Source organism: Bradyrhizobium sp. CCBAU 53338, assembly GCF_015291665.1.
GTDB lineage: Bacteria > Pseudomonadota > Alphaproteobacteria > Rhizobiales > Xanthobacteraceae > Bradyrhizobium.
In genome coordinates this window covers 4,303,342-4,319,321 of sequence record NZ_CP030048.1, presented here as the reverse complement: position 1 = coordinate 4,319,321, position 15,980 = coordinate 4,303,342, and the positions used below count along the sequence as shown (strand labels likewise).

General features: G+C 65.9%; 9 protein-coding genes. 5 read left to right on the top strand and 4 right to left on the bottom strand.

The window, feature by feature from the left end:
- Nucleotides 1-54 precede the first annotated feature (54 nt).
- Both XH90_RS20300 and XH90_RS20295 read left to right on the top strand, forming a co-directional pair.
- Nucleotides 55-888: a helix-turn-helix transcriptional regulator gene (locus XH90_RS20300; protein WP_194476126.1), complete on the top strand. Its 834-nt coding sequence runs from the start codon at nt 55-57 to the stop codon at nt 886-888.
- A gap of 59 nt (nt 889-947) precedes the next feature.
- Complete coding sequence (locus tag XH90_RS20295) at nt 948-3,032, top strand: tetratricopeptide repeat protein (RefSeq protein ID WP_194476125.1); 2,085 nt, start codon at nt 948-950, stop codon at nt 3,030-3,032.
- On the opposite strand, the gene XH90_RS20290 is transcribed toward XH90_RS20295, so the two are convergent.
- The 3 genes from XH90_RS20290 to XH90_RS20280 are packed head-to-tail and all read right to left on the bottom strand — an operon-like array spanning nt 3,033 to nt 7,052.
- Nucleotides 3,033-4,265 carry an FAD-binding oxidoreductase gene (locus tag XH90_RS20290; protein ID WP_194476124.1) on the bottom strand — a complete coding sequence of 411 codons (1,233 nt, stop codon included), beginning with the start codon at nt 4,263-4,265 and terminating at the stop codon, nt 3,033-3,035.
- Nucleotides 4,266-4,281: 16 nt separating this feature from the next.
- Complete coding sequence (locus XH90_RS20285) at nt 4,282-5,496, bottom strand: MFS transporter (RefSeq protein WP_194476123.1); 1,215 nt, start codon at nt 5,494-5,496, stop codon at nt 4,282-4,284.
- 59 nt (nt 5,497-5,555) lie between these two features.
- Nucleotides 5,556-7,052 carry an amidase gene (locus XH90_RS20280; RefSeq protein ID WP_194476122.1) on the bottom strand — a complete coding sequence of 499 codons (1,497 nt, stop codon included), beginning with the start codon at nt 7,050-7,052 and terminating at the stop codon, nt 5,556-5,558.
- A gap of 209 nt (nt 7,053-7,261) precedes the next feature.
- On the opposite strand from XH90_RS20280, the gene XH90_RS20275 reads away from it, so the two are divergent.
- Entirely contained in the window at nt 7,262-7,942 is a 681-nt protein-coding gene (locus XH90_RS20275; RefSeq protein WP_194476121.1) for a helix-turn-helix domain-containing protein, read from the top strand.
- Nucleotides 7,943-8,010: 68 nt separating this feature from the next.
- Here the strand turns inward: XH90_RS20275 and XH90_RS20270 are convergent, their stop codons facing one another.
- A complete protein-coding gene (locus XH90_RS20270) occupies nt 8,011-11,142 on the bottom strand; it encodes a ribonuclease E/G (protein ID WP_194476120.1) in 3,132 nt (1,043 codons plus the stop codon).
- Between the two features lie 703 nt (nt 11,143-11,845).
- Here XH90_RS20270 and XH90_RS20265 point away from each other — a divergent pair.
- The gene (locus XH90_RS20265) at nt 11,846-13,144 is read left to right on the top strand and encodes an N-acetylmuramoyl-L-alanine amidase (RefSeq protein WP_194476119.1); all 1,299 of its coding nucleotides are present in this window, start codon (nt 11,846-11,848) and stop codon (nt 13,142-13,144) included.
- 244 nt (nt 13,145-13,388) lie between these two features.
- Nucleotides 13,389-15,899 (top strand): penicillin-binding protein 1A, encoded by a 2,511-nt coding sequence (locus tag XH90_RS20260; RefSeq protein WP_194476118.1) that lies wholly within the window; start codon nt 13,389-13,391, stop codon nt 15,897-15,899.
- The last annotated feature ends 81 nt before the right edge of the window (nt 15,900-15,980 follow it).

The following is a 15,980-nucleotide window of genomic DNA, read 5'->3' as shown; positions in this document are numbered from 1 at the left end:
GCTAGAATTATCCGGGTAAAGTAGTGATATTATCAGAGTATAATAGCTAACAGGATGAGCGAGATCGCCAGCGGGAATCTGCTCGGGACCTATCTGAAGGACCGGCGCACCCGGTTAGATGCGGCCGCGTTCGGCTTTGGCGGCAGCCGCCGGCGCACGCCGGGGCTGCGGCGCGAAGAGGTGGCGCAGCGGGCCAATATCAGCCCGACCTGGTACACCTGGCTGGAGCAGGGCCGTGGCGGCGCGCCGTCTGCCGATGTGCTCGAACGGATCGCCCGTGCGCTGATGCTGACCGACGTCGAGCGCGAGCATCTGTTTTTGATCGGGCTCGGCCGTCCGCCCGAGGTCCGTTACCAGGCGAGCGAAGGCGTCTCGCCACGGCTTCAACGGGTGCTCGACGCGCTGGAGACGAGCCCCGCCATCATCAGGACCATGACCTGGGACGTTGTCGCCTGGAATCGTGCGGCCACGATGGTGCTGACCGACTACGCGAAGCTCCCGCCGGAACGGCGCAACATCCTGCGCCTGATCTTCTGCGAGCCGCATGTGCGGGCCGCACAGTATGATTGGAGCAGCGTGGCGCGCTTCGTGGTCGCAGCGTTCCGGGCGGACGCCGCGCGCGCGGGCGCGGTCTCGCATGTCGCGCAGTTCGTCGACGAACTCTGCCGCGAGAGCCCCGAGTTTGCGAAACTGTGGGCCGACAACGACGTCCGCTCCCATGGCGAGGGCGTCAAGCATCTGCGCCATCCCGTGCTCGGCCCGATCGCGTTCGAATATTCGGCCTTCGCGGTCGATGGTCGGCCCGATCTGGGCATGGTCGTCTATAACCCGGCGACGCCCGATGACACCGCGCGTATCAGAGCCGTCCTCGCCGCAAAGGTCGACTGACGGAATCGGCGAGCTCGCACGTTTAACCGGCATCTGATGTCGGAGCGGCGGGCGGTATCGTGGGCAATGCGACTGTGGACAGGATCGTACGCGAGGCGGCGGAGCATTTTGCGGCCGGTCGGCCGGATCGGGCGGAGTTGCTTTGCACCGAGGTCTTGAGATCGGAGCCGCGCCATTTGCCGGCGCTGCATCTGGCCGCGATCGCTGCCTTCGTCACCGACCGTGCCGCCGACGGCGCGACACTGCTCAACCGGGTCTTCACGATCGATCCCGACCATGCGCCCGCGCTGGTGACGCTCGGCGATGCGCTCGCCGTGAAAGGCGAGCACGAGGGCGCCGTGGCCGCGTTCCGGCGTGCGCTGCGCAGGCGGCCCGATGATGCCGGCCTGCACAACAAGCTCGGCGTGGCACTCGGCGAGTTGTCACGCTTCGGCGAGGCCGAGACGGCCTATCGCCGTGCGATCGCGCTCGATGCCCATCTGACGCGCGCATGCTTCAACCTTGCCGTTGCACTCGCCGGACAGGGACGGCTGACCGAGGCGGAGGACGCCTATCGCGCCGTGATCGTGCGCGAGCCGGCTTTTCGCGGCGCCTGGCTCAATCTCGGCAACGTCCTTGCGGACCAGAACAGGCTTGGCGATGCGGTAGCCGCCTATCGCCGCGCGCTTCAGCTCGATCCCGATGACGTCGGGCTGCTATGCAATCTCGGCGCGGCGCTCTATCGGCAAGGATTGCTCGAAGAGGCCATCGCGCAGTACCAGCGTGCCATCGCGCTCGCGCCCGACAATGTCGCGGCGCTGCGCCTGCTTGGCCTCGTCCTGCATGAAGCCCGCCATTTGCAGGAGGCCGCAGATGTCTACCGGCAGACATTCGCTGCTGATCCTGACGATCACACGATCGCCACCAATCTCGGCGCCTGTCTCTCCGATCTCGGCGAGCTCGACGGTGCCGTCGCGGCCTGCGAGCGCGCATTGCTGCTCAAGCCCGACCACGCGCCGGCCTACACCAATCTCGGCATCATCTTCGAGAAACAGCAGCGCGTCACCGATGCGGTGGCCGCGCATCGCCACGCGGTTGCTGTCGATCCATCCTATGCCAAGGGCCACGCCAATCTCGCGGTCGCGCTGCGCAATGCCGGCGAGCTCGACGAAGCGCTTTCGGTCTCGGCCCATGCCGTCGCGCTCGATCCGGAGCAGCCGCTGGCGCAATACAACCACGCGCATTTCCTGCTGATGAACGGCCATTTCGCCGAGGGGTTCGACGCCTATCGCTGGCGCCGCAAATGCAAGACGCTGTCGGACGGCGATCCCCATTTCGACGAGCCGGAATGGCAGGGCGAGCCGCTCGCAGGCCGGACGCTGCTGCTGTTCGCCGAATACGGCCTCGGCGATGCCCTGCATTTCGTGCGCTATCTGCCGATGGTGACCGGGAAGGGCGGCAGGATTGTTTTGCAGGTGCAGCCCGCGCTTGCGACGCTGTTGCGGCAACTGCCCGATGTCACCGTGATCCCGCGCGGCGAGGCGCTGCCGCGGTTCGATCTGCAACTGCCGCTGATGAGCCTGCCGCGCCTGTTCGGCACCACGCTTGACAATCTGCCTGCTGAGGTCCCGTATCTGCATGCGGATCCCGAGAAGGTTTCACGCTGGCAGGCCGCGCTCGGTCGCGAGGCGCGGCCGAAGGTCGGCGTGGTCTGGGCCGGCAATCCCAAACACAAGGGCGACCGGCAGCGTTCGCTGTCGGCCGAGGCTGTGCTGCCATGTCTGCTGATGCCGGGCGTGCAGCTCTACAGCCTGCAAAAGGAGCCGCGCCTTGAGGACGGTGCCGTGCTGGCAGCGCTTGGCGACGACGTCATCGATCTCGCGCCCGCGCTCGGCGATTTCACGGATACGGCGGCGGCTGTGGCGACGCTCGATCTCGTCATCGCCGTCGACACGTCGGTGGCGCATCTGGCCGGCGCGCTCGGCCGTCCGGTGTGGATGCTGACGCCTTACGCGCTCGACTGGCGCTGGCTGCGCGATCGCGAGGACAGCCCGTGGTATCCGACCATGCGCCTGTTTCGCCAGCGCAGGCCCCGCGAATGGGATGATCCGCTGATGCGTCTGACGGCGGCGCTCGCAGCGCTTGCTGCGAAAGCGGAGAGCTAGCTAGAACCGCTCCGGCCGGTACGGCGTCGGATCGATCGACGGTGTCTCGCCGTTCATCATCTCCGCGAGCAGCCGTCCGGTGGCGGGGCCGAGCGTAAAGCCCTGATGGCCGTGGCCAAAGTTCATCCAGAGGCCCGGGTGGCGCGGGGCACGGCCGAGTACGGGCACCATGTCGGGCGTGCAGGGGCGGGTGCCGAACCACGGTTCGGGTTCGGCGCGCTTGCCGAGATCGATCAGCTCACGCGCGGAGGCTTCGGCACTGGCGAGCTGCACCGGCGTTGCCAGCGCATCGGGCCCCGTCAACTCCGCGCCGGTGGTGATGCGGATGCCCTTGGCCATCGGGCCCATGGCGTAGCCGCGGCCCTTGTCGACCAGCGGCAGATCGAGCGAGGCACCGCCGCTGTAATGCATGTGGTAGCCGCGCTTGCGCACCAGCGGGATGCGATAGCCGAACTTGTGCAACAGATCCGGCGACCACGGCCCGAGCGTGACGACGGCGTTGGCGGCATCGACGCGTCCAGTGTCGGTGTTGACGGACCATCCGGTCGCGGTCTGCTGCAGCGACTGCGCATCGCCGAGCACGATCTGACCGCCGAGGCGCTGGAACAGCTCTGCATAGGCGGTCACCAGCGCGCCCGGATCGGACACCGTCCAGGTATCGAGCCAGTGGATCGCGCCGGGAAGGTCGTCGCGCAGGATCGGCTCGGCCTTGGTCAGCTCGCTGCCGGAGAGCACGCGAAAATTCACGCCGAACTCGCGGCGGTCTGCTTCCGCGTCATTGATCGCGTGCTCCATGGCGGCGGGATCGCGAAACAGCGCGCGATAGCCGGCGCGGCGGATCAGATTGCCGGCATGGGCTTCGCGAATGAGGACGTCGTGCTCGGGCGTCGCATGGGCGATCAGGCGGGCCCAGGCGGCGATCGCCTCGCGATGCCGCTTCGGCGCCGAGTGCCACCAATAACGGAGCAGCGGCTCGACGTGACGATGCAGCGAGGAAAAACTGTAGCGCACATCGTTGGTGCGCCCCGTGGCGATGTTCAGGAGTGAGGAGAGGTCGCGCGGCATCGGATAGGGCCGCACGGCCTCGGCCTGGATCATCCCGGCATTGCCGTAGCTGGTCTCGCGGCCCGGCTCCCTGCGGTCGACCAGCGTGACCGCCCAGCCGCGCTGCCGCAAATGCACGGCGGCGCCCACGCCAACCATGCCGCCGCCGAGAATGATTGCGCTTTGCATCGGCAGAGCTCTCCTGTCAGGCCGGCTTCGGCGCAAGCCTGGGCTGCGCGGTGTTGATGGTCGCGGCGACGACGACCGACATCGCCGTCATCGCGACCAGGAAGCCGAAGGCCGCGTCGAACGATCCTGACCCGGTCACGATGAAGCCCATGATGGCGGGCGCGACGAAGCCCGCGCTCTGGCCGCCGAGATTGACCATGCCGATGCCGGATCCGATCTGGTCGTCACGCAGCAGCTTTGTCGGAAGTGCTACCACCGAGGCCAGCACGAAGGATTTGAAGAAGTAGACCACCGATTGATAGACGATCAATGCGGTGATCGTCTCCGCCTTGTACATGGCGTAGAGGAAGATGCCGGTCAACGCGGAGCTGCCGATCAAGAGGTATTTTTCGCGCTCGGCGAAGAACGTGGTCATCACCCAGCCGCCGATCGCGGTCGCGAACGTCGCCATCACGAACGGGATCGGCGCCACCACGCCGACGGTCTTGAGGTCGAGCCCGCGCTGCTGGAGCAGATAGAGCGGCATCCAGGAATCCAGGCCCTTGTTGACGCAGGAGAGGCCGAACCACACCACCATCAGCTGCCACAGCAGCGGATTCTTCATCAGCTCGCGCATCGGAGCGCGGGGCTTTGCCGTCACCGGCCCCACGCCGATACGCGCGAGATGCGGAACAAAGACGAAATAGATCGCCGCGAACAGGACGCCGGCGATGCCGATGGCATTGAAGGCATGACGCCAGCCCAGCCAGAGGATCAGCGGCGCCATGATCAACGGCGCGACCATGCTGCCGGCATAGTTCGACGACAGCAGCAGCGCCGACATCTTGGGCCGGCTGTCCTTCCTGAACAGCTCGGCGATGGCGCGAATGCTCGCCGGGGGAAAGCCGCCCTCGGCGATGCCGAAGATGAAGCGGATCGCGATCAGCGAGGTCAGCGACCAGGCAAGGCTCGTGAACGAGGTGAACAGCGACCACATCACGATGGTGACGATGACCACATATTTCGAGCCGAAGCGGTCGGAGAGCCATCCGCCGGGCACCTGCATCGCGGCGTACCCCAGGAAGAACGCGCTGATGACGATGCCGAGATCGGCAGCCTGGAGATTGAAGTCCTTGCCGATCTGCGCCAGCGCCAGCGAGATCGCGGCGCGGTCGATGTAGGAGATGCAATAGGCGAGATAAAGCAGGACGAAGGCGACGATTCCGGTCTTGCGGTTCGACAATTCGGCCATGTGGATCTCCGTGATGCCGGCGACCCGGCGGTCATGCCTGCTTGGTTTGTTCCGGGGGTCTATTCCCAGGCGAGGAAGCCGGGCGCAGACGCCAACGGCGGCGCTGCGGCAAGCCGTGCGAGGTCCGGCACCGGCTGGCACATCTGCGCGTCATTCGCGAATGCGGCCTCGATGCTCGCGGCAACCGCGAGCACGATGGCGTCGCCGCCGCGCGGGCCGACGATCTGCAGGCCGAAAGGAAGCCCGGCTTCGTCGACGCCGAGCGGAATGCTGATCGCGGGATGGCCCGGCAGCGTCACGGCGTAGGCGAGCGCGAGCCAGTGGAAATAGGATTTCGTCGGCACCCCGTCGATCTCGGCGGGATAGAGCTCCGACCAGGGCCGTGGACTGAGCGTGATGGTCGGACTGATCAGCACATCGTGGCTTGCGAAGAAGCTCTGATAGGCGCGATAGATCCGCGTCTGCGTCGTCGCGGCGCGCCCGTGGTCTTCCAACGTGTAGCTCAGCCCTTCCTCGACATTGGCGCGGACATTGGGGCCGAGCATCTCGGGCCGTTCCTTGTAGTTCTTGCCGTGCATCGCCAGGAACAGTCCGGCGCGCAGCACGGCGAAGGCATGGTCCGCGCCGGTGCAGTCGGGCGTCGCCTCGCGGCATTCGGCGAATAGCGGCGCGAGCTTTTTCACGCGAACGCGGAAGACGCGGCGGATGGCCTGCTCCGTCGGCGCGAAGCCGAAATCTTCGGTGAAGGCAAGGCGTAGCTTGCCGAGCTCTGCGGGACGCGGCGCGGCCCAGCGTTCGGCGCGTCCGCGCAAGGGCTCGCCGGGAAGCGAGTAGGCAAGTGGATCGCGGGCATCGTCGCTCGCCATCACGGACAGCATCAGCGCGGTATCGGCGACGTTGCGCGCCATCGGTCCGTCGGTCGACAGGTTGGACCAGCCGAAGGCGCGCTTCTCGCTCGCCACGAGGCCGTAGGAGGGACGCATGCCGACAATGCCGGCATAGCCCGCGGGATTGCGCAAGGAGCCGCCGGTGTCGGAGCCCGAGGCGAGCGGGGCCATGCCGCAGGCGAGCGCGACCGCCGAGCCGCCGGAGGAGCCGGCGGCCGAGCGCGCGGGATCGAAGGGATTGCCGGTCGCGCCGAACACGGGATTGCGCGTGTTGCCGCCCGCCGCCCATTCCGGCGTGTTGGTCTTGCCGAAGATGATGGCGCCGGCGGCGCGCAGCCGCGCGACCGAGCCCTGATCGGCGGCCGGCACGTTGTCGCGCAATAGCGGGCTGCCGTAGGTGGAGCGCATCCCGGCGGTGTCCTGCGTGTCCTTGATCAGGACGGGAAGCCCGTGCAGCGCGCCACGATCCTCGCCACGCAGGATCGCGGCCTCGGCTTGCTTTGCCGCAGCGCGTGCGCCTGGCTCGTCGAGTGTCACGACGGCGTTGACGGCAGCATTGGTGGTGGCGATGCGCGACAGGCAGGAATCGAGCAGTTCGACGGGGGAGATCGCCCGCGCGGCCAGCAGGCGGCGCAGCTCAACGGCACTCGTGTCACACGGTTCGGACAACGCCAGCCCCTTTCAAATTATGAAAACGATTTAGCATATCGGAAAGTAGGGCCGGCGCACCAATATTCGTCAAAGTCGGCTACTTCATGCACAAATCCTGGCTTTTATGCCCAGGAGGCCACCGTTGAAGGTATCCAGGGGTGCGATAAGCCGAAAATATTAGGCCGATCCGCAAATATCTTTTCTCAGCTTCGTGATAGAGATGCTGCATGAGCGAGATCACGACATCCGAAGGTGCCAATTCCCAGCTCGGCCAATGTCTCAAGGCTGCGCGCCAGGCGCGAGGCCTGACGCTCAAGCAGGTGGCGGAACGGACCGGCATGGCGCTCTCGACCCTGTCGAAGGTCGAGAACGGCCTGATGTCGCTGACCTACGACAAGCTGCTCCAGCTCACCTCCGGCCTGAAGATGGAGATCGCGGAGCTGTTCAATCCCGCGGTCGCAGCGCCCGCGCCGGGACGGCCGGTCACCGCGCGGCGGAGCATCAGCCGGGCCGGGCAGGGCCAGCTGATCAATACGAAGTTCTACACCTACACCTATCAATGCACCGATCTGATCGGCAAACGCATGGTGCCGATCGTGGCCGAGGTGCGCGCGCGGTCGCTCGACGAGTTCGGCCCGCTGCTGCGCCATGCCGGCGAGGAGTATTTTCTGGTGACGAGCGGACGCGTCGCTGTTCACACCGAGTTCTACGCGCCGGAGATACTGGGCGAGGGTGACGGCATCTATCTCGACAGCACGATGGGCCACGCCTACCTCAACGCCGGCGAAGCAGCCTCCGCCAAGGGCGTCTGTCTCTGCACCAGCGAGGCGCCCGATCTCTACGACCAGCTGCGCCAGATCGCATCGCGCGATGTGGCGCCGGTCGGGGATGACGAACTGCCGCCGTAGTGGTCCAGTGAGGTTTGAAACGAAAAACGCCCGGCTTTTGCCGGGCGTTTTTTATTTGGATGTTCGCTCTATTCGCCGCCGCCGAAACGCCGCGACCACCAGCCTGCGCGACGCGGAGCCGCCGGCGTTTCGACTGTCGCTTCCGGCGCGGGTTCAGGTGCAGGCGCGGGCGCAGCTACAGGCTCCGGCGCTGCTGCAGCAGCGGTTGACGGCTCGCTCGGGCTGCTCGACAGGAAGCTCACCTTCTCGCGAACGGTGGAGCGGCGTCGCGTGGCCTTGTCGTCGGCTGCGGGCTCGTCTTCCACGATGGCAGCCGGCGCGGCCTGGACCGGAGTTTCAACCGGTGCCTGGTGGAAATGGGGCTCGGGCTGGGAGGTCTGGGGCTCAACCGCGGCGATGTGCTCCGACTGCGCAATCGACGGCGCCGCCTCGTTGCCGGCGCTGTCGAAATCGGCCACCGCGTCGGTCGCTTCCGACGGCGGATTGCCGCCGAGCTCGTCGCCGATCGAGCCGGCGAGACCTTCTTCGTTGCCGCCGCGCCGGCGACGACCACCCCTGCGACCACGCCGGCGACGGCGTTCGCCGTTGCCCTGCTGCTCGCCGCGGGCGGCCTGTTCCTCGCCTTCCTCGCTGTCCTGCTCGGACTCGGAATCCTCTTCGCCTTCGCCGGCAATCATTGCAGGCTCGGGAAGCGTCGCGGGTGAATCCTCGCGCAACTCGCCCTCGCGCTGGCCGCCGCGACCGCGGCGGCGGCGGCGGCGCTTGCGGCGCTGACCGTCCTGCTCGGGAGAAGCGTCGCCTGCGGCCTGCTCCTCGGCGAGACCTTCGGTCTCCTCGGTCTCGACCTCGGATTCAGTCTCCAGGTCAAAGCCGTCCTCGTCGTCATAGGCCTCTTCGGCCAGCGGCGGCGGGCTTGCGGCGGCCTGGGCTGCCAGCAGCGCCTTGGCGGCTTCGAGCGTATGGACCTGCTCGCCGCGGTCAATCACATAAGCCTGCGGCCCGCTGACGCTGGGGTCGGCGATCACGGACAGCGTGACCTTGAAGCCGTTTTCGAGGTCGCGCAGATGGCCGCGCTTGTGGTTGAGCACATACAGCGCGACGTCGGTGCGGGTGCGTACCACGAGATTGTGGGTCGCGCCCTTCATCAGGATCTCTTCGAGGCCGCGCAGCAATTGCAGCGCCACCGAGGACACCGAGCGGACATGGCCGGTGCCGCCGCAATGCGGGCAGGGGTCGGTCGAGCTCTCGAGCACGCTGGCGCGGATGCGCTGGCGCGACATCTCGAGCAGGCCGAAATGCGAGATGCGGCCGACCTGGATGCGCGCGCGATCCTGCCTGAGGCAGTCGGACAGCTTGCGCTCGACCGCACGGTTGTTGCGCTTCTCGTCCATGTCGATGAAGTCGATGACGATCAGGCCGGCGAGGTCGCGCAGGCGAAGCTGGCGGGCAACCTCTTCGGCCGCCTCCAGATTGGTCTTGAGCGCGGTGTCCTCGATATGGTGCTCGCGCGTCGAGCGTCCGGAGTTGACGTCGATCGAGACCAGCGCTTCGGTCTGGTTGATCACGATGTAGCCGCCGGAGCGCAGCTGCACCGTCGGCGAGAACATTGCGTCGAGCTGACTCTCGACGCCCATGCGCGAGAACAGCGGCTGGCCGTCGCGGTACTGTTTCACCGCACTGACATTGGCGGGCATCAGCATCTTCATGAAGTCGCGTGCTTCGCGGTAGCCGGCGTCACCGGCGACCGAGATCTCGTCGATCTCCTTGTTGTAGAGGTCGCGCAGCGAGCGCTTGATCAGCGAGCCTTCCTCGTAGACGAGGGTGGGGGCCTGCGACTTCAGCGTCAGGTCGCGCACCGTCTCCCACATCCGGATCAGGTACTCGAAGTCGCGCTTGATCTCGGGCTTGGTACGGGCGGCGCCTGCCGTGCGCAGGATGATGCCCATGCCCTCGGGCACGTCGAGATCCTGCACCACTTCCTTCAGGCGCGAACGGTCCTGAGCCGAAGTGATCTTGCGGCTGATGCCGCCGCCGCGCGCAGTGTTCGGCATCAACACGGCATAGCGGCCGGCGAGCGACAGATAGGTCGTCAGCGCCGCGCCCTTGTTGCCGCGCTCTTCCTTCACCACCTGCACCAGCATCACCTGGCGGCGCTTGATGACTTCCTGGATCTTGTACTGGCGGCGCGGACGGAAGGTGCGCTCCGGCACTTCCTCGAGCACGTCGTCACCGCCGACGGATTCGACGACTTCCTCTTCGGCTTCCTCGCCGTCTTCCTCGTCCTCGTCGTCTTCACCAGCAGCTTCCGCAGCCTCGCCATCCGGCGCCTCGGCCGTTTCGCCGGCGGCGTAAACAGCATCAGCCGGCTCGGTGACGGCGGTTACGACTTCGGCAAAAACCTCGCCATGTGCTTCGGAGGTCGGGGCCTCCTGAAGTTCGGCAGCGGTCTCGGCCGCAACGACGGGCTCTGCGCCGATCGCCGCGACGGGCGCAGACGTCTCTTCGGCGTGATGTTCGTGGTCGTGATGATCGTGCGCGTGGTCGTGACCATGATCGTCATGATCGTGCGCATGCGCGTCATCATGGGTGTGCGGATGATCGTGGTGGCCGTGATCATCATGCTCGTGATCGTCGTGATCGTGATGATCGTGGTCGTGATGGTCGCGGCCCTCGTGCTCGCCGTGATGCTCCGCATCGGCGTGCAGGTGCTCGCCTTCATGGGGCGCACCCTCGGCATGCTCGAGCAGGGGCTGCCCCTCGACCGGCTGGGCCGCGGAATCTGCCCCGGCATCGAGACCCTCGACGATGTCGCTGCGAACGCGCTCGCCATGGCCGCGACGGCGGGCGTTGCGGTGGCGCGAGCGGCGGCGGCCGTGGGAGCGGTTCTCGCTCTCTTCCTCGGCTTCGCGATGAGCCTGCTCCTCGGCCTCGATCAGCGCCTGCCGGTCGGCGACCGGGATCTGGTAGTAGTCTGGATGGATTTCGCTGAAGGCGAGGAAGCCGTGGCGGTTGCCGCCATATTCAACGAAGGCGGCCTGGAGCGAGGGTTCGACCCTGGTGACCTTGGCGAGGTAGATATTCCCGCGCAGTTGCTTGCGTTGCGCGGTCTCGAAGTCAAACTCTTCGACGCGATTGCCACGGACCACGACGACCCGGGTCTCCTCCGGGTGGGTGGCATCGATCAACATCTTGTTGGGCATGTCTTAACTCTTGGCGGCGGCGGGCGCGATCGACCGTGGGCGCAATCTGCGCTGCCGGGTGACGCGACGGTCCACCTGATTCGGGGGTGAGGGGAAGGCCGAAACGCCGTCTCTCGCGCCTTGCCGAAACGGAAGCTTCAGGACCGAAGCGGCGCGCGGGTTTTTCACTCCGCAGCGTCGCGAACGGTCCCTTAGAATTCGTCGGCACAGTCTGGCGCATCAAGCGTCGGCCCGTATGAAACATTGGGCGGCGGAGCCACCCCTAATCAGTTGCTGCTGGCCAGGCATGGCGCGTGCGCACTCGCCCTGGATCAAGAACCGCCCCCTCAGGATTGAGAAGCCGGGTAACTGGTCGCGTCGCTGTCAAAACTGTCCCGGAAACAGTGTGGTAACCGGAAACCGTCCGCCACCGGGGCTTGCCCCGTTCCGCCTCGCCGCCGCGCACCGCGCTGGTCGTTGAGGGGAACAGAAAAACGCTGGAATTCCTGAACTTTGGGAACTCCGGCGCTGCACCGAGAGGCTGAATGCGACACAACCGGAAATCATTGGCCGTCAGCAATCCGTACATACGAGGAATGGGCCATCCGTGCAAGGGAGCGTCGCACGCCGGTCACAGTCGGAGAGTTTCGCGCTACCGTCATTAAGGATCGATTAACCCTGTGGTTCTATTGCGTTAAAGAGGCTGCTCGGAGGCACGGAATCGGTGGCGAGCCGCACAAATCAACGGGTTTTGCTGGGATTTGCGCTCCTTTGCGCCGCAGCATTGCCGTGCGCCGATTCGTCTCGTCTGAATGCGGCGGAGAGCACACCGCAACCCTCTGTTGCGGCGGCGAATTTTCCGATTGCCTCGGCCGCGCGGCTCGCTGGTGACGGCAAGCAGACCCGCTTTATTCTCGACCTCGACCAGACCGTCAGCTTCCGCGCCACGACGCTCGCCGACCCCTATCGTGTCGTGGTCGACGTCCCCCAGATGAACTTTCAGCTGGCACCGGGTACCGGGGCCGGACGAGGACTGGTCAAGGCGTTCCGCTATGGGCTGGTGATGCCAGGCGGCTCCCGAATCGTGTTCGATCTGACGGGACCAGCCAAGATCACCAATTCCTACGTGCTCGAGGCGGCCAATGGCCAGCCGGCCCGGCTGGTGCTCGAGCTCGAGGAGGTCGACCGCGCGGCCTTCGTGCAGACGCCGGCGCCCGAAAATCGCTCCGAACTGCGGCCGACGATCGCCGCCGCGCCGCCGGCAACGATTCCCACAGCTCCGGAGCCCGCGCCGCAGAAGCCGGCCGCGCCGGCCGATGGACGACCGGTGGTCGTCATCGACCCCGGTCATGGCGGCATCGACAACGGCACCCAGTCGAGCGGCGAGAGCGAGAAGAACCTGGTGCTGGCCTTCGGTCTTGCGCTGCGCGACCGGCTGGAAAAATCAGGCAAATACCGCGTGGTAATGACCCGGGACGACGACACCTTCATTCCGCTCAACGACCGAAGCAAGATCGCCCGCAATCTGAACGCTGCGCTGTTCGTCTCGATCCACGCCGACGCGCTGCCGAAGGCCGAAGGCGATGCGCAGGGCGCCACCATTTACACGCTGTCGGACAAGGCCTCGGATGCCGAAGCCCAGCGCCTGGCGGATGCCGAAAACCGCGCGGACGCAATCGCCGGCTTCAACCTCGCCGAGGAGCCGACCGATGTCGCCGACATCCTGATCGATCTGACGCAGCGGGAAACGCGCACCTTTTCAAACCGCTTTGCCCATTTATTGATGGGTGAAATGAAGACGACCGTGCGGATGCACAAGCATCCCCTGAAGTCGGCCGGCTTCCGGGTGCTGAAGGCGCCCGACGTGCCCTCGGTGCTGGTCGAGATCGGCTACGTCTCCAACAAGGGGGACCTCGAGCACCTCGTGTCCGAGGGCTGGCGGTCCAAGGCCGTGGGCTCGATGGCCCAGGCGATCGACACATTCCTGGCCAAGCGGATGGCGACGGCAGGGGCCAGCAATTGACAAGGGCATGCCGGTTCCGCTGTTAAGCCCTAGTTTGGCCACAGCGGACGCCTTATAAAAACGATGCAGGGGGTTCCGGAATCGACGAGAATCCCGTTCGGCAAGCGTCTTTCGGTCCGGTGGCGGTGTAATCGAGTAGGCCGGTGAATTCGCGACGTGAGGATGGCGCCCGTTTGAGCCGCCTTGTTTGGGCGGTTGGTTGGGGGCCTTGGGCTGATCCTGGGATTGAACGGATAAACACATAATGCGCTTGCTTGTGCGGTTCATGGGCTTCCTGTTCGCTGCGGGAACGGTGGTGTTCCTTGTCGGTGTCGGTGCCGTGGCAGGCCTGATCTGGCATTTTTCCAAGGACTTGCCCGACTACTCTCAGCTTCAGGATTACGAGCCGCCGGTGATGACCCGTGTGCACGCGGTCGACGGCTCGCTGCTCGGCGAATACGCCAAGGAGCGGCGGCTTTACCTGCCGATCCAGGCGGTGCCGAAGCTGGTGATCAACGCGTTCCTCGCGGCCGAAGACAAGAATTTCTACGAGCATGGCGGCATCGACTACACCGGCATGGCGCGCGCGGGCCTGCTTTACCTGCAGAACTACGGCTCCAACCGCCGCCCGCAGGGTGCCTCGACCATCACCCAGCAGGTCGCCAAGAACTTCCTTCTGACCAACGAGGTCTCGTTTGCGCGCAAGATCAAGGAAGCCTTGCTCGCGATGCGAATCGAGAAGACCTATTCGAAGGACAAGATCCTCGAGCTGTACCTGAACGAGATCTATCTCGGCCTCGGCGCCTACGGCATCGCCGCCGCCTCGCTGGTCTATTTCGACAAGTCGGTGAACGAACTCACCGTGGCGGAAGCCGCCTACCTCGCGGCGCTGCCGAAGATGCCGGCGACGCTGCATCCGGTCCGCAACCGCGATCGCGCCATCGAGCGTCGCAACTACGTGATCGACCGCCTCCAGGAGAACGGCTGGATCAAGCAGGCCGACGCCGACAAGGCCCGCAAGGAGCCGCTGGTCGTCACCAACCGCTCCAACGGCGCCCACACCTTCGCCGGCGAGTATTTCGCCGAGGAGGTCCGCCGCGACATCTTCGAACGCTATGGCGAGAAGAAGCTCTACGAGGGCGGCCTCTCGGTCCGCACCACGCTCGATCCGAAGATCCAGGTCATGGCGCGCAAGACCATGGTCGCTGGCCTCGTGAACTATGACGAACAGCAGGGCTATCGCGGCGCCATCAGCAAGCTCGACATTTCGGGCGATTGGGGCGTGAAGCTCGCCGAGATCAAGTCGCTCTCCGACATCTCGCCCTGGCGCATGGCGGTGGTGCTGGAGACCAGCGACCAGTCGGCGCGCATCGGCTTCCAGCCGAACCGCGAGCTCGGCGGTGCCGTCAGCAAGCAGCGCGAGACCGGCCTCGTCACGCTCGACGGCGTGCGCTGGGCGAGGGCGGCCCAGGGCAATCTGAAAGGCAAGACGCCCACGTCAGTCGCGCAGGTGCTCCAGCCCGGCGACGTGATCTATGCAGATCCGCTCTACAGCAAGGAAGGACAACCGGTCGAAGGTCAGTACCGTCTGCGCCAGATCCCCGAAGTGTCGGGCGCGATGGTGGTGATGGACCCATGGACCGGCCGCGTGCTCGCGATGGTCGGTGGCTTCTCGTTCGACCAGAGCCAGTTCAACCGCGCTACCCAGGCCTACCGGCAGCCGGGATCGTCGTTCAAGCCGATCGTCTACTCGGCGGCACTCGACAACGGCTACACGCCGTCGACCGTCGTGCTCGACGCGCCGATCGAAATCGATCAGGGCCAGGGCGCGGGCGTGTGGCGTCCTGAAAACTTCTCGGCGAACAAATATCAGGGACCGGTGACGCTGCGGAACGCGCTGCGGCAGTCGCTCAACACGGTGACGGTGCGCCTCGCGCAGGACATTGGCATGCCCCTGATCGGCGAATATGCGCGCCGCTTCGGCGTCTATGATGAGTTGCCGAACTATCTCTCCTACGCACTCGGCGCCGGCGAGACCACGGCGATGCGCATGGTCACGGCCTATTCGATGATCGCAAATGGCGGCCGCCGCGTGAAGCCGACCTTGATCGACCGCATCCAGGACCGCTACGGACACACCATCTTCAAGCACGACCAGCGCGAATGCCGTGGCTGCGATGCGCCCGGCGGCTGGAAGAACCAGCCTGAACCGCAGCTGATCGACCGCCGCGAGCAGGTGCTGGATTCCATGACCGCCTATCAGATCACAGAGCTGATGGAAGGTGTGGTCCAGGCCGGTACCGCGACCGTCGTAAGGGAAGTCGGCAAGCCGATCGCCGGCAAGACCGGTACGACCAACGAAGCGAAGGACGCCTGGTTCGTCGGCTTCTCGCCTGACATCGCGGTCGCCATCTACATGGGCTACGACAAGCCGCGTCCGCTGGGTAAGGGCAACGCCGCGACCGGCGGTCATCTGGCTGCCCCCATCGCCCGCGATTTCCTCAAGCTCGCGCTCGCCGACAAGCCCGCCGTTCCCTTCAAGGTGCCGGCCGGCATCAAGCTGATCCGCGTCGTCGCCAAGACCGGCATGCGCGCCGGCCCCGGCGAGACCGGTGGAACCATCCTCGAAGCCTTCAAGCCGGGCACGGCGCCGCCGGACAATTACTCGGTCATCGGTGTCGCCGACGCCGACGGACGCGGCGGCGTGCCGCCGGCGCCGACGCAGGCACCGGATTCAGGCTTATTCATGCGGCCGGGCACCGGCGGGCTGTACTAGGCCAGCGGATAAGACAGGCGATCGCGGTTGCGCTTTGCGGCCGCCGCCGCTACATCCCCCATCTGAATTGTACGCGGGATT

Excerpts from the sequence above, each read along its gene's own strand:
- XH90_RS20270 (WP_194476120.1), bottom strand. The coding sequence starts at position 11,142 with ATGCCCAACAAGATGTTGATCGATGCCACCCACCCGGAGGAGACCCGG.
- XH90_RS20275 (WP_194476121.1), top strand. The coding sequence starts at position 7,262 with ATGAGCGAGATCACGACATCCGAAGGTGCCAATTCCCAGCTCGGCCAA.
- XH90_RS20290 (WP_194476124.1), bottom strand. The coding sequence starts at position 4,265 with ATGCAAAGCGCAATCATTCTCGGCGGCGGCATGGTTGGCGTGGGCGCC.
- XH90_RS20260 (WP_194476118.1), top strand. The coding sequence starts at position 13,389 with ATGCGCTTGCTTGTGCGGTTCATGGGCTTCCTGTTCGCTGCGGGAACG.
- XH90_RS20300 (WP_194476126.1), top strand. The coding sequence starts at position 55 with ATGAGCGAGATCGCCAGCGGGAATCTGCTCGGGACCTATCTGAAGGAC.
- XH90_RS20285 (WP_194476123.1), bottom strand. The coding sequence starts at position 5,496 with ATGGCCGAATTGTCGAACCGCAAGACCGGAATCGTCGCCTTCGTCCTG.